Source organism: Thermoactinomyces sp. FSL K6-2592 (assembly GCF_038006465.1).
Taxonomy (GTDB): Bacteria; Bacillota; Bacilli; order Thermoactinomycetales; family Thermoactinomycetaceae; genus Thermoactinomyces; species Thermoactinomyces vulgaris.
Window position 1 is genome coordinate 2212666 of sequence record NZ_JBBOVH010000001.1, and the last position, 21722, is coordinate 2234387.

The window sequence follows — 21722 nt, forward strand, 5'->3', positions numbered from 1 at the left end:
ATATTCAGGGCGCGATGACAAATGACTAAAATTTGAGAATGGAATTTTCCATGATATTTTCCTGATTTTAGAGTAAAAATCTATTCCGTTTCCTGATAGAATAGAGATTACGATCAACATCGATTGCAGGAGGAAGGTTCGTGATGAAACGGATCAACAATGTGATGGTTCCGGTGGGCAAAAACGTAAAAGCGGTCGACAAAGAACGGCAGTTAAAGCTCCTGCTTCAATTTCCGCTGGTCGAAGAATTCAGGAAGCAACATCCTGAACTTCCGACAGAAGTTTATCAGCGTTCTTTCTCCTTCCTTCAGCAATTTGTGATGGAACGTTCCAATTGCCAACAATGTCCGGGGCTGGACCGATGCCCCAACATGATGAAGGGACATTACCCGGAACTGGAAGAGTATGGCGGTTATCTGGACCTGACCATGCATGAATGCAGCAAATGGAAATCGGAAAAACAAAAATCGCTGATTCAAAGCCATTACATCGCCAAAGAAATTCAACAATCGACGTTTGAGCAGATTGACTACGACCACCCGGAACGGAACAAAGCCATTTTGACCGCCATGGATTACTGCATCAGTTTCAAAGAATCCCCTCTTTCTTACGGCCTGTATTTATACGGGGCGTTTGGGGTGGGCAAAAGCTACATTGCCGGTGCGATCACCAATGAATTGGCCAAACACAACATCTCTTCGATCATGGTTCATTTCCCCGCCTTGGTCGAAGAATTGAAAGCATCCATTGCCGATAATCAAATCAGCCGGAAAATCGAGGCGTTAAAAACCACGCAAGTCCTGATCCTGGACGATATCGGCGCCGAGTCCTTGACCCCCTGGCTGAGGGACGAAGTGCTTTCCGTCATTTTACAAAGACGGATGACGGACCAACGGCCGACCATCTATACATCCAACATGACATTGGATGAGTTGGAAGAACACTTCAGCTATACGGCAAAAGGCGGATGGGAAATTTTAAAAGCCAAGCGGTTGATGGAACGAATTCGTCCTTTTGTGCAACCGGTGTTGGTTCAGGGACGAAACCGGCGCTATCCCGCTGAATGAAAAACCTTCATCAAAAACCCCTTTCCCGTGAGAAGGAGCTTTCTGATGAAGGTCACAACAAAGAGCGGAGCCATATTTCTGTCATGAATGCCCAAATCAGCCCTTTGGTCGACAACATCAGCAACCGCTGGTGTTCCAGGCATTCTTTCAGCCGTTCACAATGGATGATTCCCCAATCCGCCAAGATCGAGTCTTCATCCAGCAATTCTTTGACTTGTTCCCGGTGCTTCAGCAAAAAACGGGCCTCCATCGGCAACACCCGGTACTGCCGGGGCACATAGGCAATCACTTCACCCGGCAGCCAATCAAAAAACGCCTGTCTCAACACCGGTTTTTCGATCCATTGCCCCCCGCGAAACAGCACTTTCATTTCAGAAGGCAGGGAAATGGCGATTTCCATCAGTTTTCTGCTGACAAAGGGAAACAACATGTTCATTTGATGCGGGGACAATTGATGCAACTGAATAAGGGACTCCTTGTCCCGGTTTAATGAATACCCCATCGCTTGCCGGGCACTGGTTTTTTCTTTCAGCGAGCCTAGATAATTTTTGGCTTCTTTTGCCGCCTTGTCGGTAAAAAAAAGCGGAATCGGGATGTCTTCCGGATGATTGGCCCACGTCGGGCGAAGCATTCCCAGCTTTTCCATCAGCCGTCTGGATAACGTTTTGTTCCATATCCGCTTGGAAAAGCGTCCGGTTCCGTCATAGCCGAAAATATAGTCGCCAAAATACCCGGAAGCAAGCAGGTTGATCCCGTCCTTTTGGCTTTGCCTGCGGGCTTCTTTGATCATCAGGTAATCCAAGCCGGGATACGGCAAATAAAATTGGTTGGCATCTTTTGTTAACGCCTTCAAATCCCCCGGTTCAAGGATAATGAGCGGGACATTCGCCAATCGTGTCACCTTTTCCGCGCTGAAACGGACCTTGGACTTTTCGCCGCGCCATCCCCAATGATACGCAACGACCGGGATCTGGCAGGATTTTAACATCATGAGAATCGCCGAGGAATCAATGCCTCCGCTCAGCAAAACCCCCACCCGGTCGGCCGGTTCAATCCGGTCCTGGATCGTTTGGGTCAGGATTTCGATCACCAAATCCGCCGCTTGGTCCCATTTTAACTTGGCATAATCCGGCCGGGGACGCAATTGGTCAAACAGGGTCATCTCTTCATTCTCCCGGTGGACGCGGATCATGTGCCCGGCCGGCAGCTTTTTGATATCCCGAAAATAGGTCTGGGATGGCTCCTGGACTTCCGCAAAACAGGACCCCACCAGTTCTTCCTTTTTCACTTTGGACAAATAGGGACGGTCTTCTCCCAGTACCTGTTCAATCCGGGTGGACCAAAAGATCTGCCGCCTGGTCCGGCGCAGATAAAGGGAATATTTACACAACAAACTTCGGTAAATCAATCCGGTTCTTTCTTTCCTTTCAAAATAAACGACAATAAAAGCACCGTCGATTTGTTTTAAAAAACCGGGCCCTTCTTTCAACAATGTTTTGAATTCTTTTTTGGCCTCATGCCAGTTGTTGTTTTGGATCAGCTTCATCAAAGGTTCCAACCGGGGCGGATAACCCCAGACCTCACCGTAAAATTGGAAAAAACTCTGAAAAAAACCGAAATCAATGAATCCCTGGATCGGATCAAATTTTCTCAATGGACGTCAAACCTTTCCGGAATACGCTTAATTTCTCGAAAGTGCCATTCAACCTCCCATGATTCATTCAGGGGAATCTGCCGGAGTTCAACCCAGACATGCAAATTTTCAATCACATGGTCGTCACTTTTTTCCCCCAACACCATTTGCGCCGGAATCCCCAACTTTTTAAGAGACGCACACAATGACAGGGAACGGAGGAAAGAATCAATTTTTCCCGCATTCAACAGGGACACCACAAATTGCGACCAGACCATCACCCGCCTGGCGAACAAAAATTCCGCCAACGGATTTTTAATGCGCACGGGATCTTTGCATCGGATCGACTTGAGCCGGTCCATGGCTTTGTTTAAACCGTAAATCCGGTAAATCAAAAGCATCCAAACCGAAATCACGATCACCCGGAGCAACCGCTTGAACGGTAATGGAGGAACTTTGGCCGCCCGGTCCTTGGCAAACAAAAGAACAAAATACAGATTCACCCAAGAAAGCCTCCAATCCATAAAAAAAGCACAGTATTCCCGAACCCCTACTGTACTTTTCCTCTCACTTATCACTCTATCTGTCAACGGTTTGGCATGATTCAGCCATCAAGAAAAATCCCCCGGTTAATTCCATTTTAATGCAAATTTTTACATCTTTCAATAAACAACTCCTTTCAGCGGACGCTTGCAGCCATGGATGTTAAAAAAGGCGGAAGAATGAAAGCGTTGCCTCCGGGAGGACGTGAAAGTCCTTTCCAGGGCAACGCTTCAGCTTTGTTGAGGTGTAAACAGGTTCTCTCTCATTTTTTCCGCCGTGCATCCTTGTTTTTGATGGTTCTATGAAATGACGTGCCATCGCACAAGCACGAGAAATTTTACATTCCATCAATATGATAAAATCATTACGTTCCAAAAATGTCAAAGGAGCGTCCGGTAATGATTTTTTTGCCGTCTTCCATCTCCACCTGGATGACATCGATCAACGGAAGTTGAATTTCCAACCCGTCACCCGTCGACAATTTCACCATTTTGATGCGGTGCTCCGGTTTGTGCTCCACGTAACAAATCACACGGATTTCTTCTTTTTCCTGAAAATTGGTTTCATCTCGCAAATATTCGATTTGCGAACGTTGTCTCAATTCCGACAAAAATGGTCCGACCTTTTCCTTTTGGCCTTCAACCTGCACCTTCAACATAAGCAACTCCTCCCAAAATTTTGCGGTGTTTCAACCACTGAAACCAATCGGCATCTTCCTGACTATAGTTTATAAATCTATTTCTTACATTGCAAATCGATACAAAATTACTAATAATAGAAGGAATTTTGCAGATTTGTGCCAAACTAGATAAATAAATAAAAATAAAGCAAAAATGTTCACTCAGATTTTGCATATTTGCATGAAAAGCAACAAAAAAACAACCGAAAATAAACAAAAATTTTTTTATTTGCGGAGGTGAGTTCGTTGCTCCCTCTTGACCATGAGAATGCGGGGCGTGTCATTCGGAAAAGGCGGAAGGATTTGGGGCTCAGGCAAAGCGATTTGGTGGATAACATGATCAAACTCCATACCATCCGCAAAGTCGAAAAAGGCGAAGTGGTGAATGAGGATATATATCTGCACATATGCAACAAGCTGGATCTGGACATCAAGCAGTTATCCAAGTCTTATGATGACGAGAAGGAACGCGAAGAACAATTGAAATTCAAATTATTCGCGATCGAGCATGACATCGACATGGCGGGTCCGGACAAAGGTTTGGAAGAACTCAGGAAAACCGAGATTGACAAAAACTCCCCCTTGCTTCCCACATACCTCTTTTTAAAAGGAAAATGCATTGCCCGGAAAAAACATTGGAAAAAAGCACAGGCCCAATTTTTGAAAACGTTGAGCACACTGAAACAGTATCCCGATTGGAAATCAACCAACGTGCAAGCCGCAACCTACAATGAACTGGGCCGTTGTTGTTATTATTTGAACAATATCGATCAAGCCCTCCATTATATTGAAAAAGGGTTGGAATCCTATGACCCCTCCGGTGAACGCGAATATGTCGTGTACCATTTAAAAATGAGCAAAGTGATTTACCTTGAAAAATTAAACCGGAATGAAGATGCTTTCCGCACCTTGGAAGATATGTGGAAAGAAGTCGACAATATCGAGAGCATCGAGATCCGCAGCAGTATGTATGAAGTGCACGCCACCTTGCTCAGCAAACAGGAACTGCATGAAAAGGCTATCGAATATGCCACCAAAGGCCTGCATCTGGCCCGTGTGGACCAAAATGTGGACCGCGCGTTTGAGCTCTGGACGGCGCTCGGGGATTGTTATCAAAACATGGGGGATTATTACAAAGCAGAAGTTGCATTTCGCACAGCATTAAAACTAGAAAAAAAAATCGGAAAAAAAAATATGTTGGTATCTACCTATACGAAACTAGGTATGCTATACTTAAAAACAAAAAAAATCCCCTTCGCACAAAAAGCTTTGCAGAATGCCGTACAAACAGGACAAAAAACAAACGATGCTTTAAAATACTGCAATGCTCTCATTGCTCTGGGCGATTGCTACATGCGCCAAAACAAAAACGGCGATGCACGCAAATGCCTGCAAAAAGCACTCACGATCTCCGAAAAACATGCACTCAAAATCCTTGAACCGGAAATCCTCGTCAAACTTGCAAAATGTTGCGAAGAGGAAGATCCTGTCACTTATGAAAAATATAAAAACAGATTTTTTCAAACTTACTGCCAATTACTTGAAAAAGGCGAGGGAAAATTGTAACCCCTTTCCCTTCCTTTTCCTGGAAAGGAGGGATCCGGATGAAACGCCTTTTCGGCGGAGAACCGCCCGCTGTTTGATCGTACTTTTCCAATCCAATCTTAATCTTAAGGAAGGGAGTTTAACACAATGACTTTTCTCTTTGACGGAGAACCGCCTGCCGTATAATTCCAAACCAAGCCAACTTTTCTTTTTGCCTGAATGATCACAAAATTCGCGCAGCCATTTGGGGGAATGGCTGCTTTTTTTATTTGATCTTTATAGAAAGTTTATATTAATTTTACAGAATTGTCAATGTTCTCTACCCTTTCCCAGACCGGATTGGAAAAGTACCGGTCACTATATTATTCGTAACCCGGTTCGAATTTGCATCCCTTCTCTTCCACTTTTTTTGAGAAATTTGCCATAGTCTTTTCAATTGAATTCACCACAGGCATTCAGTATGATAAAATCATTGCTTGATCATAGGGAAGGGAAGTACCATGTTGAAAAAAACTCTGCTGATTGTTTGCACACTCCTTCTTGCATCCGGTTGTTCAGTCTTCGCCGATTACCAGCTTTCACACCAACTGGTTGAGTCGATCGAACAGTTGGTCGTGCAACACAATGACACTGAACATACCCGGAACAAGATGGAAACGTATTATAAAAACATGGAAAAAAGCATGAACCAATTTCAACGCAGCATTCAAGAAACGGGAAAAGCCGATCCCAATGAGTTAAAAGCGCTCTTAAGCGATATGGACCAAGTGATCGCTGAACTTCGCAACTATCAAACAGAAGAAGAAAAAGCCCTGAAGCAACTGGACCAATTGATGAAAAAAGCGGAAGAAATGTCCGGTGACAAAGGTCAGATGGCAAAGGACACCTTAAATTTGTTTAAACAGCTGGTTCAGCGTGAATCCAGACTGGCCGAAGTGAATATCGGGATTTTGACGGCGAATAAAAATTACTACACCGCCATCGCCAAGAAAAATACGCCTCCCAAAGACCAATTTGAATCGTTAAATCAGGAAAGAAAGAAATTGGAGAAAGAAACGGAAACGCTCATTCAAAAATTTAATCAGTCTTGGGGCCGCTTCAGCGAGGAAGTCACAGGACAGCCTTTGAATAAAAGCAACAGCAATCCATCCTTATAATCCGTTTTGCCTGCCTTTTCTCTCCACGATGCAGAGAAAAGGCTTTTTTGTATGCAGATGATCATATTTTTCAAATCCTTCCAAAAAAGAGGGAGACGCCGCTTTCGGCCACTCCCTTTTGACACAGCGGAAGGGACCGGTCGGCTGCGACGGTCCCTTTGATCATAATAAGCAAACCGGTTTTTAAACTTTGACAATCTGTTTTCCCAGGTTCTCTCCGTGAAACAGCCCCAAAAAGGCATCGACGGTGTTTTCGAATCCTTCCACAATGTTTTCTTTATATTTCAGCCGGCCGGCATTTACCCATTCTGCCAACTGCTTTAACCCTTCATCAAATTTGTCGGCGTAATCGGAAACGATAAATCCTTTCATCAAAGCGCTTTTAATCAACAATTGCGGCTGGATTCTCGGTCCGATATCCGGTTTTTCCAGATTGTACAGGGAGATTTGTCCACAGAGCGGAATCCGGGCCTGATGATTTAATAATGAAAGGACTGCATCGGAAATGTTCCCACCCACGTTGTCAAAATAGATGTCCACCCCGTCGGGACAAGCTTTTTTCAGTTCTTCCCGGATGGAGTCCGTCTTTTTATAGTTAATCGCGGCATCAAAACCCAATTCGTTCTTCAAAAATTCCACTTTCGTCCCGGAACCGGCAATCCCGACCACTCGGCAACCCTTGATTTTGGCAATTTGTCCCACGGTCATGCCGACGGCTCCAGCGGCACCGGAGACCACCACCGTTTCCCCTTCCTTGGGCTGTCCGATTTCCATCAGTCCAAAATAAGCGGTAAGCCCCGGCATGCCCAAAACGCCGAGAGCGGTGGAAATCGGAGCCAGATCCGGATTCACCTTGGTCAATTCATCTTCCCCGGCCACGGCAAATTTCTGCCAACCGTAATTGCCGAGGACAATCTCTCCTTCATCAAACAGTTTGGATTCCGATGCAATCACCTCACCGACCACTCCGCCGGTAATCACTTCATTCAGCCGGTAAGGCGGTACATACGATTTTTGGTCGTTCATTCTCCCGCGCATGTAAGGATCGACGGACAGATATAACGTCTTGACCAGAACCTCACCGCTTGACGGTTGAGGAATCTCCTCTTCCACCCATGCAAAATCTTCAGGCACCGGCATTCCTTGAGGACGTCTGGCCAGCAAAATTTTTTGGTTTCTCTCTTTCCCCACGGATAACTCCCCCTTCATTCGACATTTAATAACGATATTATTCCCGCAACCTGTTTCATTCAAACGGCTTTTCAAATAAAATGAAAATGAGAAGGGATGTGATGACCGCGATGCAGCCGATTCGTTGCCTTGAGTGCTACAAACAGCGTCCGGGCGGCCGTTGTGACTTTTGCCCGCTGCACCGGAAAAACCGCGACAAGTATCAAGCATTGGGAGACGGATGGTATTTGCCGAAAGAAGAGAAGCAACCTGTTGAATCAGATCACCTCTCTTCTCGCAAATCCCCACCAAGCCAAGAAAATAAACAAGACATAGTGAACCGCAAGCATCACCAATGAGAAGCCCAAGGTCATCCCGTCAAATGCCGGGAATCCTCCAAAAATATAATTCGCCAAATCCACATTCGCAAAGAGAAGATATTTTCCCCATTGGACATCGAACCCCCGGAGCAATTCCACCCAAAAATACCCGGTGAAATACAGAAACAGGGTAAGTCCGATGGACAGCGAATTTTTGGTTGTCAAGGCCGAAATCGCAAAAGCCATGGTCACCATCATCACCATTTCCACCCACTTGCATCCGTAGATCACCAGGGCACGCGCCAAAAGCATCCCCGAATCTCCCCGGACAGGTGAACCGAAAAAAACCCATCCGTACAAGGCGGAAGTCCCCGCCAGCAACAAAACCCCTGCCAGCAACAAGAGTAAAACCGAGGCATACTTGGACAACAAGATTTTCAAACGGGAAACCGGGCGAATCCAAAGATACGTCATCGTCCCCCAGGCATATTCACTGCTGACGGCATCCGCGGCAATGATCAAAGCAAACAATTCCACCACCGGCAAAAGAAAAGTGTTCGTAAGAAAAAATCCCCAGACATCTTCCTTGATGCCGCTTACGGATTGCAAAAACAAACAGACAAACGCCATGACAAATCCGGCAAGCAAAAGAATTATAAAGAAAACCGATGTACGGGTCCTCAGAAAAATTTTCATCAACTCATTATGTACAAGCCGGTTCCAGTGGACCATCCGCTTCACCTTCAATCATTTCCAAATACTGATCTTCCATGGTCTGATGAACCACCCCGATTCCGTAAACTTTGACTCCTTGTTTCATTAATTCGGCAGTGAACTCCGGAATTTGTCCTTTTTTTAACATGATTTCAAATCCCTTGGGGACAGGCACAAATTCCTTTTCCCAATTCAATTCTTGTAAGGCGGTTTTCACGTTTTCCAGCGAATCCACTTCAAAACGGACCCAACCTGCCTCCGCTTCCTTGTCCGGTTCTCTCTTTAGCGAGCGGACCGCCACGCATTTTCCCGCATTCATCACCGCAAACCGGTCACACATCCTCTGCATTTCCGACAACAAGTGTCCGGATATGAGCACGGCCGTTTTTTGTTCCCTTGCCAGCTTGCCCAATAAATCGCGCAACCGGCGGATTCCTATGGGATCGAGACCGTTGACGGGCTCATCCAATATCAACAGGCGGGGCTTGGAAAGAATCGCCTGTGCCAATCCCAAACGTTGTTGCATGCCCGGGGAAAAGGTATGCACCGGATCATGAACGGAATCGCCAAGATCCAGGAAAGCGATTACTTCATCGATCCGCTCTTTTTCGACATCCGGCATCATCCGCGCAAAAAGGCGTAAATTTTGATACCCGGTTAAAAAGGGATACCACTTGGGACGTTCCACAATGGCGCCGACCGGCCGGATCGCCTTTTGAAATTGGGTGCGGACTGAATATCCGTCAATGAACACATCTCCCTGATCCAACTTCATCAAACCGACAATCAACCGGATCAACGTTGTTTTTCCCGCACCGTTCGGGCCAAGCAAGCCAAACACCTCTCCCGGGTAAACATCAAAAGAAACTTGGTCAATCACCTTTTGTTTTGCAATCGATTTGGATATATTTTTGATCTCAAGTATCGGTTGCCGGTCCATGTTTTTCTCTCCTTCATCCAACGGCCTTGTCTTTCAAATTGTAACAAAACCGCACAGAGTGACAAGGAAACGTTTGATGAACGAACCAAACAAAAACACCGCTCTCAAAGGAACGGTGCCGGATAAAAAATTTTGCCGCTTATCTTTCCAACACCGGGTAACAGCTTTTCAGCTCAGAAATGCCATCCTGTTGATGGATGGAGGCAAGTACCCGGTTTAAATCGGCTTTGACCGCTTCATGTGTCACCAAAATAATTTCCGCACGGTAACCTCCGTTATAAGGTTTTTGAATCACTTGCTCCATGGAAATGTGGTTTTCCGCAAACAGTTGAGTCAGCCGGGCCAGCACTCCCCGCTCATCGGCCACCACCAGCCGCAAGAAATATTTTGATCCTTTCTCTTGGTCGGTTTTTAATCGTTTGGTTTCATAAGGCGCCACCATTCTTTGCCCGTTGACGCCCAGTTTCATATTCCGGATAATCGTCACAAGATCAGACACCACGGATGTCGCCGTCGGCAATGAACCTGCCCCCGGGCCGTAAAACATGGTTTCCCCGACCGCTTCCCCTTCGATCAAAATGGCATTATTCACCCCGTCGATGGAAGCGAGCGGATGTTTTTGGGACAGGAATGTCGGTTGAACGCTCACTTCGACCTTATCGTGGTCCCGTTTGGCCAAACCCAGCAGTTTTAATTCATAGCCCAGATCTTTGCCCAACTCGATATCCTCCATGGAAACTTTTGTAATCCCCCGCACATCCACTTCATCCGGATGGACAGCGATGTGGAAACCCAGCGTGGACAAGATGGACATTTTATATGCCGCATCCCACCCGTTCACGTCGGAAGAAGGATCGGCTTCCGCATACCCCAGCTTTTGCGCCTCTGAAAGAGTGTTCTCAAAGCTTGCTTTGTTTTGGCTCATCTTGGATAAAATGTAATTGGTCGTCCCGTTGACCACTCCCATGATCTTGTGGATCCGGTCGGAGGAAAAGCTGTCCATTAAAGCCCGCAAAATGGGAATCCCGCCGGCCACACTGGCCTCGTAATAAACATCGCATTGATTTTCCTGTGCCACCCGCAAAATCTCCGCCCCATAAAGAGCCATCAAATCCTTGTTCGCAGTAACCACATGTTTTTTCCTTTTCAGAGCCGTCAGAATATATTCCTTTGCCGGTTCAATGCCCCCCATCACTTCAATCACCACATCAATTTCCGGATTTTCAATCACTTCCCCCGGATGAAGGGTCATTTGATCCGGATTCACATCGGTTTCCCTTTTTTTGTGCAGGTCTTGCACAAGGACTTTATGAATTTCCACATACAGCCCGGTCTCTTTATACAGATCCTGTTGATGATCCGAAATAATCCGCACGACCCCTTGTCCGACAGTTCCCAATCCCAATAGACCCACTTTGACGGCTTGTCTTACCATATTCTCCCTCCCGCTTGATGTAAACAATGGACAAAAGAAGGTTTTGTCCTCCGTAGAAATACATATGTTTTCCGTATGGAGACAGTATAACGAATTCAAAAAAAATTAGCAACCGATATGAAAAAGAAAAAACAGGAGATGATGGTTTCTTCTTAATATTGTCATTTTTTTCTCTTATAAATTTGATAAGATTACTATATACAAGATCATGAAAGCGCGTTTTTTTGGCATAAAGAGAAAAAAACCGGCGAAGTCCTTGTCTATTTCAATAAGGGGGTTCTTTCGCTTATGATGTTTAAAACCTTATTGGCCAAAATGGGGAAGGGCGGAGCACAGACAGACTTGATTCTGGAAAAGGATCGAGTGCATTTGGGAGATCAAGTGAAGGGAAAATTATTGGTTCGCGGAGGCATCATTGATCAAGAAATCCACCAGATCGCGACCGATCTGATGATTCATATCCGGATGGAACAACAAGTGCATTCCTATTCCATTGCATCATTCCCGTTTCATTCTCCATGCTCTGTTCGTCCCTCGGAAGAAATCACGTTTCCTTTTTCTTTTCGACTGCCTGCAAACCTGCTCGTTTCCGGTTATACCGTCTCCTATCAATTTGTCACCCGGCTGGAAGTGGGTACCGGTGAGAAATACACAAAAACCGATCCGGTCATTATCACCCCGCCCCGTTCTTTTCAACCTTTGTTAAATGCTTTGGAGCAATTGGGGTTCCATGAAAAATACGGCTCCCGCAGCTATGATGGAAAAATGCAAACGTTTGAATTTAATCCCACTGCTTTTTTGAAAAAGAAAGTCCGTGAATTAGAAATGGCTGTTGCCATCGGAAAGGAAACGGTTTATATGTTGGTACAACTGCCATCTCTGGCGGCTTGCCGGGAAATCAAGTTGAAACGCGAATGGTTCAATCAACCGGAACGGCTGAAAAACTTTTTGCAGGCATCTTTATGGGAAATGGTGTATTATCCGGAGCACTGTCAACAAAGCAAAGAAATGTTTTATAAAAAATACTGTTCTCTCCCCGGGTCCATCGGCGCTTTTGCCGGAGAGTGGTCGGAGCATTATGAACACCCGGACTGGGTGATCAATCAGAAAAAGGCTTGACGACGAATCCATCGCCAAGCCTTTTTTGCAATCATGATTCCAATGGAGCTTTCTCCATGGCATCTTCTTGATGTGGTTCCTTTGAATCCAGCGGAGAGACAATGATCCGGGAAATACGCAACTGATCCATCTCTTTGACGGTAAACACCCACTTGTCAAACGATACTTGATCCCCTTCCTCCGGCACTTTATCCAGCTCGGAGAAAAGCCAACCGCCGATGGTGTCATTATCCGGATCCTCGATCGAAATGTTGAAATGTTCATTGACATCCTCGATCAACAAGCTGGCATCGATCAATGTGTCTTCTCCGACTTTTTGGATCAACGGCAGTTCGTTATCAAATTCATCTTGGATTTCTCCAAAGATCTCTTCAATGATATCTTCGGTTGTCAACAATCCTGAGGTTCCGCCGTATTCATCCACAACAATCGCCATTTCCACGCGATTCTTTTGCAAGTTATGGAAAATATCCTTTAACTCCATGGTTTCCGGCACCACCACCACCGGGCGGATGATTTGGGAAATATCCGGCTTTTCCCCTTCCGCAATGTATTTATAAATATCACGGATGTGCACTATCCCTTTGATATCGTCTTTATCCTGACCGCAAACCGGGAAGCGGGTATGATGGTTTTCTTTTATGATTTCAAAATTTTCTTCAAACGAATTTCCTTCAAAAAGGCAAACCATTTTCACCCTTGGTACCATAACTTCCCTGGCGATTCTTTCCGTAAAGTCAAAAACGTTATCAAACAACGTCAATTCGGTTTTGTCAATCACTCCGCTTTTATGGCTTTGCGCGATCAGCATCCGGATTTCTTCTTCCGTATGCGCTTGCTGATCCGCTTTTCCATCGACACCGATTATTTTCAACGCCAAATTGGCTGAAGAGTTCAAAATAAAGATGAAAGGCTTAAACAAATTGTAAAACCAATTGAGCGGTGTTGCCGTCCATAAGGTTGTTTGCTCCGACTGGCGGATGGCCAGGGATTTTGGAGCCATTTCCCCCAAAACAATATGCAAAAATGTGATGATCAAAAATCCGATCACCGCGGAAATGGTATGAATGACCCAGCCGGGCATGCCGAAGTAAGCAAGCACCGGTTCAATCATTCTTGCAATGGCTGGCTCACCAACCCATCCCAATCCAAGCGAAGCCAAGGTGATTCCCAACTGCGTTCCTGACAAGTATGCATCCAAGTTCTTTACAACTTTTTTGGCTACCTGAGCACGGCGTCCTTTCATATTGGCAAGTTGCGTCGCTCTTACCTTGACAATGGCAAATTCTGCAGCAACAAAAAAGCCGTTTAAAAATACGAGAAAAAGCACCAGGATTAATTTCAATATAATACTTATCACTTCGTCCAAATCTTTTTCCCCCTATTAAACACCGCAAAAATCATGAAGTAAAAAGAAATCAAATCTTATTATAACGCATTTTTTCTCATGGGCGTTGATCATTTGATGAAATCATAAACCGGGCAAATCGTCAAGATCACCAGTACCAACAAGGTCAGGTAGTAATCCCGCTTCTGCTGTTTCATCACTGGTGTCTTCTTCATGAAACCGTCGATCCTGACATCCATCCATGCAGAGGAAAAGCCGGCCGACCCATGAATGGAAGACACGGGGGAAGATTGTTCCAAAATCTTCAAAAGAGCGGAAGCCAACGGTTTTAAACCGCATTGCCCGATGGCATGCCGGTCGGCAGCCAGTTCCTTTTCTAAATCATATTGTTTTGACCAGGTTCTGATTAATGGAAAATAAAAAAACCCGGCAGATGCACTTTTGGCAAACCATATTTTTAACGGATCCCTTTGTTTGCAGTGATAAACCTCATGTTCCAACACGGCTTTCAGCTCTTCCTCATGAAGCGCTTCCATCATTCCTTCACTCACCAAAATTTGCGGGCGGAACCATCCGTACGCAAAGGCAAAAGGCTGAGGATGTTTCACCACCTTAAACGGGATTGAGGTCTTCTTTTGCATCTGGTGAACCAACGGGAAAAAGGCATCGGATTGCCATTTTAACAGTTGGTTGATCTTTCGTTTTGTTCGGATCAGAATCGTTGCCGAACGGACGGAAAAAATCATCAGACTGAGGATGAAAATCCCCTGCACAAGATCATGATGGATCCACCGGGACTCCCCAAAAAACCTGTCACAACAGTGATCCATCCATCCGGCCGCAAACCAGTTGAAAACACCCCATCCCACGGTAAAGGCAAAAAGCTTTTGGAACGAACTCATTTTCGTTCCCCTTCCTCTAACTCATTTAACAACTGTTTCAACTTTCTCAGTCCGTCCGGTGCGTTGCCCACCGCATCGACAAATTGGGCAATCGCAATATCCCCGAAATCATCCAAGATACCTTGGATCGTATGAGAGGAAAAATGACGGATCAAATCTTCCGGTTGATAACGTGCTTTGTAAAGATATCTCTTTCCCTTTTTCTTCCGGCTCAACACGCTTTTTTGGTGGAGGCGGTTCATCACCGTCATAATGGTTGTATAAGCGTAATGCTTGTGCGCCGGCAATTGATCCAACACCTCTTGCACGGTTTGCCAATCTTTTTGCCAAATGATTTTCAGGACTTCCAGCTCCAAAGGACCGAATAATTTGCTTAACATCTTGTGTTGTTCTTCTGTCATCATCGTCGTTTCCTCTCCTTCTTTCTTCATTGTATCAGCCTCCGAACCTTTCGGTGGAAAAATTCCATCGAAAAAAGAACTCCGGCTACCGGAGTTCTTTCAACCATGTTCGTTAATGATGTCCCATATGTTCGCCATGCCCGTTGTTTCCCTGCATGGGCATATGCTCCTCATGTCCGGACCCGCCGCTTTTGGGCACAATCTCCAGCAAACGGTCGATTTTCCCTTGAACCGCAAACGGAACCGATTTTTCGGAACCGATCAGATAGGCGTGATTGTAAGGGCCTTCGGTCGGCTCCTTCTCATACCCGGGCTGAAGTGATGTTAAATATTGTTGCAGCGCCGCGGATAAATCGTTCCCCTCCAAAACAAGCATGGGGGCATGTTTTCCAAGATGGGCAAACGAAGCCGAAGCAATGGCGGTGTCCAATGAACCGCTCTTGACAAAGGTCAAGCCATGCCCGGGTTCGGTCACTCCCCAGCCAAATCCGGTTTTTTCATCTTTGAATTTGGCAAAGGCAATCGCATTTTCTTCCGGAACATCTCCTGCAATCCGGACCACTTCCCCATAGGACTGCAATTCTTTTTCCACTTTGGGGGAAATCACTTGTTCCGGCCCCAGCAAATATATTTTTGCTTGCCCCTTCCGTTGTTGAAGTGCCTGCCGGGTGGCTTCCGGAACCGCATCTTTGCTGACATAAAGCAACGGCTCGGGCATATGGGCGATCCAGCCGGCTGCCGGCAAAGTGTAGTCAAGCCGGTCGACCGAACCGACAATCACGTTTTTAGGATACTCTCCCCCGTTTACTTTTGCATAGTAAGCGTCCAGCTGCCGGACCATTTCAGCAGGATCTTCCCCGTGAATGACATCCACTTTGTACCCTGCATCCGTGATTTGTTTTTTGGCCTTGGGAGCAAAAGAACCGATCATGATCACTTGGGTTCCCTGATTCATCGAACTTCCGGCCGGCTGAAGCCGCTTGATTTCATCCAGCGTCTCTTGCGGGATCTGATCTTTTTTGGCATACAACAGCGGCCCGTTATTCGGATGATGCACCAGAGTGACCGACGGCAAATTGAGTTTGGTTTTGCCGGCTTCTGCAATCAATACCGTTCCCGGCCGGTTTTGCGCATCCGTGGACGGCCAAATCATCCGGGAAATCAGAACCGCAGCCTTGACCGGATCATCCTCATTCACCCGCGTCACATTCTTGGTTTGCAGCACCCATTGTCCGGCGCCTTCCGGCCGGTCCGGTTCCTGCCCCCGGGAACCGCAACCGGCCATCAGCATCGCCACGGCCAGGATCGCCATCCATACCATCCGTCTTCTCCTCATTTTCTCTCCCCTTTTTACAGTCGAAACATTTTATACTACATCATTGTAGTAGTTTGACGGGGATGATTCAACAAAAAAGACGCCCCCTTCGGGACATCTTCGGTCAGGAACTGGAAAACGAAAAATATTTTTTATATTTGCGATGGCGGTAACGGTCCGATGATGAAAAAAACGGAGACGAATAACGGCGACGGCGCGGATATGAACTTGAATACTTGTGGTGGCGCGGGTAAGAACTCGAATACTTGTAACGGCGCGGGTAAGAGCTGGAATATTTACGCCGGCGGCGGTGCTTGTGCCGGGATGAGGAAAAGAGGCTGCCGAACAATCCGCAGTGATATTGCAAACATTCCAGTTCCTCCCCGATGCGGGACCGGTAAGCCTCTTTGTCCTCTGTAAAAAAGAAACGCCCTGTATCAATCACCCGGATCCGGTTGGTGTCCTTGTCCAACATCAAATTGTTCAGATGGAGATCAGACGGGATGATTCCTTCGTCATAACAATCCTCCACAATTTCCTCGATCTGCGCATAAGTCCGGCTGTCCAGCTTTTCTCCGGACCGGACGGCCTCCGCCAGTGTGAATCCGTCCACTTTCTCGACCACCATCCACCGCTTTCTTTGATCGATGTAATGAAATGCCGGAAATGCGGGATGGCCGTTTAAACCGCTCAATGTTTTGTAATCATCATTCTCGCTGTAATTTTCTTTATACACTTTGACTGCAAATCCGTCATAATCATATACTTTTCCGCTCAACCCTTCCCCAAGCAGGGGATACTCCCCGATTTTCCCGCTTTCAATCAACGCCTCCAAATGGCGGATGGCTCCTTTATCCGTTGCAAAATTCTGTTTTTGGATCACCTACATTTCCTCCTCCATGTTTTCTACCTGAGTATTTCTCGTTTCGCCCACGGAATAAACCTCTTTTGCCCCCGCGAATATGAACAAACGATGAACACAGCGGGTTGCCAAACGAAAGCGTTCACCGGAAAACTTCCCTTTACACAAGGCATCTCCGGTAAACGCTTCCGAATTCTTTAGGAGAATAAATGCCGCTCTTGAAATTCTTTTTCGATCTCCACTGCCAACCGACTCCAATAATGATTCATTTTTTGATCCATTCTTCTTTTGAATAAGGTATAAAGAATGCCGTTCAACCAATTCCATTTCCTGGTTCTTTGTGTAATGACCGTGAGCCGGGTTCCTGCTTCCACCCGTTTGAGCCGGTAAGTATGCGTCAGGTTTTCCTCTTCCGTGGAAACGGTTGTCTTTAATAAGGAAGGAGGAGCATATTCGGCAATTTTCATTTGGATGGTTTCCGTTCCGGCCGGTTTTTCGTACGTGATCCTGAACACTCCCCCCACTTCCGGCTCCATCTCCACCTCTAACACATCCTGATGGGCCCGGCGGCGGATTCTTTCATTCGTTAATTTGGAAAAGCAAAACTCCGGCGGTGCCTGAACATAAAAAACGGACACATGTTCAATGCAGATGGTGTCTTTATTCTTTTGTTTCAGTGGTTTCATGATGTTTCCCCTTATTCCTGATCTATTCTTATTTTACTGGAATTTTTCCACTGTCGATGGAGAAAATATGTTTGATTTCTGCCTGCTTCTCTCTGTTTGTTTTTGTCCACTGTGAGTAAACATTTTTGTGAAAATATGATAAATTAGTATCAGAAACGTTGATATAAAAAGACCGACGCACCTTAATATGTCCTCGTCATGCGGACATATGTGTTTGTGCTCAAGAAAACACGGATGGCGCAAGGAGGAGTTGCCATGGCAAGCAAAACATTAGACCAGTTTTTACATGACAACTTGGAGGATTTAAAAAGCCGGGGCCTTTACAACGTGATTGATCCGCTGGAAAGCCCCAACGGACCCGTGATCGAAATCGACGGCCGGGAATTGATCAATCTTTCTTCCAACAACTATTTGGGTTTGGCAACAGACGAACGCCTGAAAGAAGCGGCATTGGAAGCGGTTCAAAAATACGGCGTCGGTGCCGGTGCCGTTCGCACCATCAACGGAACCCTGAGTCTTCATGTACAGTTGGAAGAAAAACTTGCTGAATTTAAGAATACAGAAGCGGCAATCGCTTATCAATCCGGCTTTAATTGCAATATGGCCGCAATTTCTGCCGTGATGGATAAAAATGATGCCATCTTGTCCGACGAACTGAACCATGCATCCATTATTGACGGTTGCCGCCTTTCCAAAGCAAAAATCATCCGCTTCAATCACTCCGACATGGATGATTTGTATGCCAAGGCAAAAGAAGCCAAAGAATCGGGACAATACAAAAAAATCATGGTCATCACAGACGGCGTTTTCTCCATGGACGGCGATGTCGCCAAGTTGCCGGAGATTGTGGAAATCGCCAACCGTTTTGACCTGATCACTTATGTCGACGATGCACACGGCTCGGGTGTCCTGGGTAAAGGGGCCGGCACGGTGAAACACTTCGGACTGTCCGATCAAGTGGATTTCCAAATCGGAACCTTGTCCAAGGCGATCGGCGTCGTCGGTGGTTATGTCGCGGGCAAAAAGCTGTTGATTGACTGGTTAAAAGTCCGCAGCCGTCCGTTCTTGTTCTCCACCGCCCTGCCACCGGCCGATGTGGCTGCATGCATCAAAGCCATCGAGATTTTGATGAGCAGTACGGAACTGCATGACAAATTGTGGAGCAACGGGCGCTATCTGAAAAATGGCTTGAAGGAACTGGGCTTTGATATCGGTGAAAGTGAAACCCCGATCACCCCTTGCATCATTGGCGATGAAGTGCTCACCCAGAAATTCAGCCGGCGCTTGAATGAAGAAGGCGTTTATGCCAAAGCCATCGTCTTCCCCACTGTTCCAAGAGGAACCGGGCGTGTCCGGAACATGCCGACGGCGGCCCATACCCGGGAGATGCTGGATCGCGTGCTCGCGATTTATGAAAAAGTGGGAAAAGAAATGGGCGTCATTTAATTTGACGAGTTGTGACAGCAGGAGGCGTTTTGCATGAAGAAAATATTGGTTACCGGTGCTTTGGGACAAATCGGTTCGGAACTGGTAATAAAGTTAAGGGAAATTTATGGAGACCACAATGTCATTGCAACGGATATCCGAGAAACCGACAGTACGGTCGTCCATTCCGGACCGTTTGAGATTCTGGATGTGACCGATGGCAAAGCCATGTACAATATTTCCAAAAAATACCAAATTGACACCCTGATCCATTTGGCGGCATTATTGTCTGCCACCGCGGAAAACCGTCCGCTCATGGCCTGGAATCTCAATATGGGTGGACTGATCAACGCACTGGAAGTGGCACGGGAACTTCGTTGCCAATTTTTCACCCCGAGTTCCATCGGTGCTTTCGGCCCGTCTACTCCCAAGAAACATACGCCGCAAGATACGATTCAACGCCCCACCACCATGTACGGGGTAAACAAAGTTTCCGGTGAGTTGCTGTGTGATTATTACTATCACAAGTTTGGCGTGGATACACGGAGTGTGCGTTTTCCGGGGTTGATCTCATATGTGGCTCCCCCCGGAGGCGGAACCACAGATTACGCCGTCGAAATTTACTATGAAGCACTGAAAAAGAAAGCATACACTTCCTATATTGCCCCGGGCACTTACATGGACATGATGTATATGCCGGATGCCTTGAATGCCATCATCACGCTCATGGAAGCGGACGCAGCCAAATTGAAACACCGCAATGCTTTCAATGTGACCGCCATGAGCTTCGAACCGGAAGAAATTGCGGCGGAGATCCGCAAACATATTCCGGAATTTCAACTGGATTATCAGGTGGATCCGGTCCGGCAATCCATCGCCGACAGTTGGCCCGACTCCATTGATGCCACTGCCGCCAAAGAAGAGTGGGGCTTTCATGCCGAATATGACTTGGAAAAGATGACCCAAGACATGCTCACCCGTTTGCAAGAAAAATTTGCGGTGTTGTCGTAAAAAAAGCCGTCTTCCCTCTGATTCCGGGGAAGACGGCTTTTGTCATTCTTTCTCAGATCTCTCTTTTTCTTGCCGGATGATTTGGGTGAACGCTTTGGACTCCGCCACCACGACGCCGGACAAACCGATCAGGCCGATCAAGTTGGGAATGGCCATCAATCCGTTGAAAACATCCGCAATGGACCACACCAACGCCAAATTCAGTCCCGAGCCCAACAACACCGAACAAGTGAAGACCACCCGGTAACCCGTGACCGACCGGGAACCGAACAAATATTCAAAACATTTCTCGCCGTAATAGGACCATCCCAACACGGTGGAATAAGCAAAGAAAATCAAGCCGATCGTAACGATCCATCCGCCCGGGCCCGGCAACAAACGGTTAAAAGTTTCGGTCGTCAATGCCGCTCCCGTCAAATCGCTGCCGACATAGTAGCCGCCCATCACCAGACCGATTCCCGTGATGGAACAAACAACAATGGTGTCCAAAAAGGTTCCCGTCATCGACACCAGCGCCTGCCGTCCCGGATGGTCCGTCTTGGCTGCGGCTGCAGCAATCGGAGCCGATCCCATCCCGGCTTCATTCGAGAATACCCCCCGGGCCACTCCATAGCGGATCACCGTCCCGATCGCTCCGCCGGCAACCGCTTGTCCCGTAAACGCATCCGTAAAAATCAAGGCGAGGGTGGAAGGCAGTTGATCCACATGAAGCACAATGATGAGGAGCCCCCCCAAAACATAGAAGATCGCCATCAACGGAACCAAAAAGCTGGTCACCCGGCCAATCGATTTGATGCCCCCGATAATCACCATCCCGGTGATCACCGTCAATACAACGCCGGTAATCCAGGGATTCACACCAAAACTGGCCTTCATCGACTCCGCCACGGAATTGGATTGCACCATACTGCCAATACCAAACGCGGCAATCGATCCAAACAAGGCAAACAGAACCGCCAGCCATTTCCATCCCAGACCCCGTTCGATGTAATACATCGGTCCGCCGGCCATCTCGTTCCGCTCGCCAACCACCCGGTACTTCACGGCCAAAATCGCCTCTGCATACTTTGTCGCCATGCCAAAAATCGCGGTAATCCACATCCAAAACACCGCTCCCGGCCCCCCGGCAACCACGGCCGTGGCAACCCCCGCAATATTTCCCGTCCCAATCGTCGCAGAAAGGGCGGTCATCAACGATTGAAAATGGGAAATATCCCCTTGCGACTCATGATCCTGTTTCAAGGAAAAGGCGGTTTTCAAAGCGTAAGGAAGTTGGGAAAATTGCAAAAATGACAAACGAATCGATAAATAAATGCCTGTCCCCACCAATAAAACCAGCAAGGGAGGACCCCAAACCACATTCGAAATTTGATCCAACCATTGAGTAAATGATTCCATACCGTTTTCTCCTTTTTGTCTAACACATATCGAATGAATTTTTTTATAATTT

The 21722-nt window shown here is 46.8% G+C and carries 20 protein-coding genes; 6 read left to right on the plus strand and 14 right to left on the minus strand.

Annotated elements, in window-relative coordinates:
- The first annotated feature begins 143 nt into the window (after window positions 1–143).
- Window positions 144–1067 carry a primosomal protein DnaI gene (gene dnaI / locus NYE37_RS11450; RefSeq protein ID WP_037994361.1) on the plus strand — a complete coding sequence of 308 codons (924 nt, stop codon included), beginning with the start codon at window positions 144–146 and terminating at the stop codon, window positions 1065–1067.
- A gap of 52 nt (window positions 1068–1119) precedes the next feature.
- On the opposite strand, the gene NYE37_RS11455 is transcribed toward dnaI, so the two are convergent.
- The 3 genes from NYE37_RS11455 to NYE37_RS11465 all read right to left on the minus strand — a co-directional run bounded on the left by NYE37_RS11455 (window position 1120) and on the right by NYE37_RS11465 (window position 3901).
- Window positions 1120–2721 (minus strand): asparagine synthase-related protein, encoded by a 1602-nt coding sequence (locus NYE37_RS11455; RefSeq protein ID WP_049719744.1) that lies wholly within the window; start codon window positions 2719–2721, stop codon window positions 1120–1122.
- Window positions 2718–3203 (minus strand): transglutaminase-like domain-containing protein, encoded by a 486-nt coding sequence (locus NYE37_RS11460; RefSeq protein WP_037994357.1) that lies wholly within the window; start codon window positions 3201–3203, stop codon window positions 2718–2720. The genes NYE37_RS11455 and NYE37_RS11460 overlap by 4 nt, the downstream gene beginning before the upstream one ends.
- A gap of 404 nt (window positions 3204–3607) precedes the next feature.
- Entirely contained in the window at window positions 3608–3901 is a 294-nt protein-coding gene (locus NYE37_RS11465; protein WP_037994354.1) for a hypothetical protein, read from the minus strand.
- A gap of 267 nt (window positions 3902–4168) precedes the next feature.
- On the opposite strand from NYE37_RS11465, the gene NYE37_RS11470 reads away from it, so the two are divergent.
- Window positions 4169–5488 (plus strand): helix-turn-helix domain-containing protein, encoded by a 1320-nt coding sequence (locus tag NYE37_RS11470; RefSeq protein ID WP_340712035.1) that lies wholly within the window; start codon window positions 4169–4171, stop codon window positions 5486–5488.
- 479 nt (window positions 5489–5967) lie between these two features.
- Window positions 5968–6624, plus strand: a complete 657-nt coding sequence (locus NYE37_RS11475; RefSeq protein ID WP_037994349.1) for a hypothetical protein — start codon at window positions 5968–5970, stop codon at window positions 6622–6624.
- Window positions 6625–6807: 183 nt separating this feature from the next.
- Here NYE37_RS11475 and NYE37_RS11480 read toward each other — a convergent pair whose 3' ends face one another.
- The 4 genes from NYE37_RS11480 to NYE37_RS11495 all read right to left on the minus strand — a co-directional run bounded on the left by NYE37_RS11480 (window position 6808) and on the right by NYE37_RS11495 (window position 11203).
- The gene (locus NYE37_RS11480) at window positions 6808–7833 is read right to left on the minus strand and encodes an NADP-dependent oxidoreductase (RefSeq protein ID WP_037994347.1); all 1026 of its coding nucleotides are present in this window, start codon (window positions 7831–7833) and stop codon (window positions 6808–6810) included.
- Between the two features lie 239 nt (window positions 7834–8072).
- Window positions 8073–8846, minus strand: a complete 774-nt coding sequence (locus tag NYE37_RS11485; RefSeq protein ID WP_037994344.1) for an ABC transporter permease — start codon at window positions 8844–8846, stop codon at window positions 8073–8075.
- Window positions 8818–9768, minus strand: coding sequence for an ABC transporter ATP-binding protein (locus NYE37_RS11490; RefSeq protein WP_037994342.1), 951 nt, complete (start codon window positions 9766–9768; stop codon window positions 8818–8820). The genes NYE37_RS11485 and NYE37_RS11490 overlap by 29 nt, the downstream gene beginning before the upstream one ends.
- A gap of 139 nt (window positions 9769–9907) precedes the next feature.
- The gene (locus NYE37_RS11495; RefSeq protein WP_037994340.1) at window positions 9908–11203 is read right to left on the minus strand and encodes a homoserine dehydrogenase; all 1296 of its coding nucleotides are present in this window, start codon (window positions 11201–11203) and stop codon (window positions 9908–9910) included.
- Between the two features lie 288 nt (window positions 11204–11491).
- Between NYE37_RS11495 and NYE37_RS11500 the strand changes: the two genes are divergently transcribed.
- A complete protein-coding gene (locus NYE37_RS11500) occupies window positions 11492–12322 on the plus strand; it encodes a sporulation protein (protein ID WP_165489709.1) in 831 nt (276 codons plus the stop codon).
- A 31-nt stretch (window positions 12323–12353) separates the two neighbouring features.
- Here the strand turns inward: NYE37_RS11500 and NYE37_RS11505 are convergent, their stop codons facing one another.
- The 6 genes from NYE37_RS11505 to NYE37_RS11530 all read right to left on the minus strand — a co-directional run bounded on the left by NYE37_RS11505 (window position 12354) and on the right by NYE37_RS11530 (window position 17836).
- Complete coding sequence (locus tag NYE37_RS11505) at window positions 12354–13682, minus strand: hemolysin family protein (RefSeq protein WP_309485139.1); 1329 nt, start codon at window positions 13680–13682, stop codon at window positions 12354–12356.
- 98 nt (window positions 13683–13780) lie between these two features.
- Window positions 13781–14572, minus strand: coding sequence for a M56 family metallopeptidase (locus NYE37_RS11510; protein WP_049719743.1), 792 nt, complete (start codon window positions 14570–14572; stop codon window positions 13781–13783).
- Window positions 14569–15003 carry a BlaI/MecI/CopY family transcriptional regulator gene (locus NYE37_RS11515; protein ID WP_231564581.1) on the minus strand — a complete coding sequence of 145 codons (435 nt, stop codon included), beginning with the start codon at window positions 15001–15003 and terminating at the stop codon, window positions 14569–14571. The genes NYE37_RS11510 and NYE37_RS11515 overlap by 4 nt, the downstream gene beginning before the upstream one ends.
- 82 nt (window positions 15004–15085) lie before the next feature.
- A complete protein-coding gene (locus NYE37_RS11520) occupies window positions 15086–16294 on the minus strand; it encodes a cell wall-binding repeat-containing protein (RefSeq protein WP_049719742.1) in 1209 nt (402 codons plus the stop codon).
- A gap of 118 nt (window positions 16295–16412) precedes the next feature.
- Window positions 16413–17171, minus strand: a complete 759-nt coding sequence (locus NYE37_RS11525) for a hypothetical protein (RefSeq protein WP_049719741.1) — start codon at window positions 17169–17171, stop codon at window positions 16413–16415.
- A gap of 176 nt (window positions 17172–17347) precedes the next feature.
- Window positions 17348–17836, minus strand: coding sequence for an SRPBCC family protein (locus tag NYE37_RS11530; RefSeq protein WP_037994334.1), 489 nt, complete (start codon window positions 17834–17836; stop codon window positions 17348–17350).
- Window positions 17837–18091: 255 nt separating this feature from the next.
- Between NYE37_RS11530 and NYE37_RS11535 the strand changes: the two genes are divergently transcribed.
- Window positions 18092–19282, plus strand: coding sequence for a glycine C-acetyltransferase (locus NYE37_RS11535; RefSeq protein WP_037994332.1), 1191 nt, complete (start codon window positions 18092–18094; stop codon window positions 19280–19282).
- Between the two features lie 33 nt (window positions 19283–19315).
- Window positions 19316–20272, plus strand: coding sequence for an L-threonine 3-dehydrogenase (locus tag NYE37_RS11540; RefSeq protein WP_049719740.1), 957 nt, complete (start codon window positions 19316–19318; stop codon window positions 20270–20272).
- Window positions 20273–20314: 42 nt separating this feature from the next.
- On the opposite strand, the gene NYE37_RS11545 is transcribed toward NYE37_RS11540, so the two are convergent.
- The gene (locus tag NYE37_RS11545) at window positions 20315–21670 is read right to left on the minus strand and encodes an alanine/glycine:cation symporter family protein (protein WP_037994295.1); all 1356 of its coding nucleotides are present in this window, start codon (window positions 21668–21670) and stop codon (window positions 20315–20317) included.
- Window positions 21671–21722 lie beyond the last annotated feature (52 nt).

What these genes read in the sequence shown, in the direction of transcription:
- dnaI (WP_037994361.1), top strand. Translation starts at nt 144, where the DNA reads ATGAAACGGATCAACAATGTGATGGTTCCGGTGGGCAAAAACGTAAAA.
- NYE37_RS11465 (WP_037994354.1), bottom strand. Translation starts at nt 3,901, where the DNA reads ATGTTGAAGGTGCAGGTTGAAGGCCAAAAGGAAAAGGTCGGACCATTT.
- NYE37_RS11475 (WP_037994349.1), top strand. Translation starts at nt 5,968, where the DNA reads ATGTTGAAAAAAACTCTGCTGATTGTTTGCACACTCCTTCTTGCATCC.
- NYE37_RS11480 (WP_037994347.1), bottom strand. Translation starts at nt 7,833, where the DNA reads ATGAAGGGGGAGTTATCCGTGGGGAAAGAGAGAAACCAAAAAATTTTG.
- NYE37_RS11485 (WP_037994344.1), bottom strand. Translation starts at nt 8,846, where the DNA reads ATGGTCCACTGGAACCGGCTTGTACATAATGAGTTGATGAAAATTTTT.
- NYE37_RS11490 (WP_037994342.1), bottom strand. Translation starts at nt 9,768, where the DNA reads ATGGACCGGCAACCGATACTTGAGATCAAAAATATATCCAAATCGATT.
- NYE37_RS11495 (WP_037994340.1), bottom strand. Translation starts at nt 11,203, where the DNA reads ATGGTAAGACAAGCCGTCAAAGTGGGTCTATTGGGATTGGGAACTGTC.
- NYE37_RS11500 (WP_165489709.1), top strand. Translation starts at nt 11,492, where the DNA reads ATGATGTTTAAAACCTTATTGGCCAAAATGGGGAAGGGCGGAGCACAG.
- NYE37_RS11510 (WP_049719743.1), bottom strand. Translation starts at nt 14,572, where the DNA reads ATGAGTTCGTTCCAAAAGCTTTTTGCCTTTACCGTGGGATGGGGTGTT.
- NYE37_RS11515 (WP_231564581.1), bottom strand. Translation starts at nt 15,003, where the DNA reads ATGAAGAAAGAAGGAGAGGAAACGACGATGATGACAGAAGAACAACAC.
- NYE37_RS11520 (WP_049719742.1), bottom strand. Translation starts at nt 16,294, where the DNA reads ATGGTATGGATGGCGATCCTGGCCGTGGCGATGCTGATGGCCGGTTGC.
- NYE37_RS11530 (WP_037994334.1), bottom strand. Translation starts at nt 17,836, where the DNA reads ATGAAACCACTGAAACAAAAGAATAAAGACACCATCTGCATTGAACAT.
- NYE37_RS11535 (WP_037994332.1), top strand. Translation starts at nt 18,092, where the DNA reads ATGGCAAGCAAAACATTAGACCAGTTTTTACATGACAACTTGGAGGAT.
- NYE37_RS11540 (WP_049719740.1), top strand. Translation starts at nt 19,316, where the DNA reads ATGAAGAAAATATTGGTTACCGGTGCTTTGGGACAAATCGGTTCGGAA.
- NYE37_RS11545 (WP_037994295.1), bottom strand. Translation starts at nt 21,670, where the DNA reads ATGGAATCATTTACTCAATGGTTGGATCAAATTTCGAATGTGGTTTGG.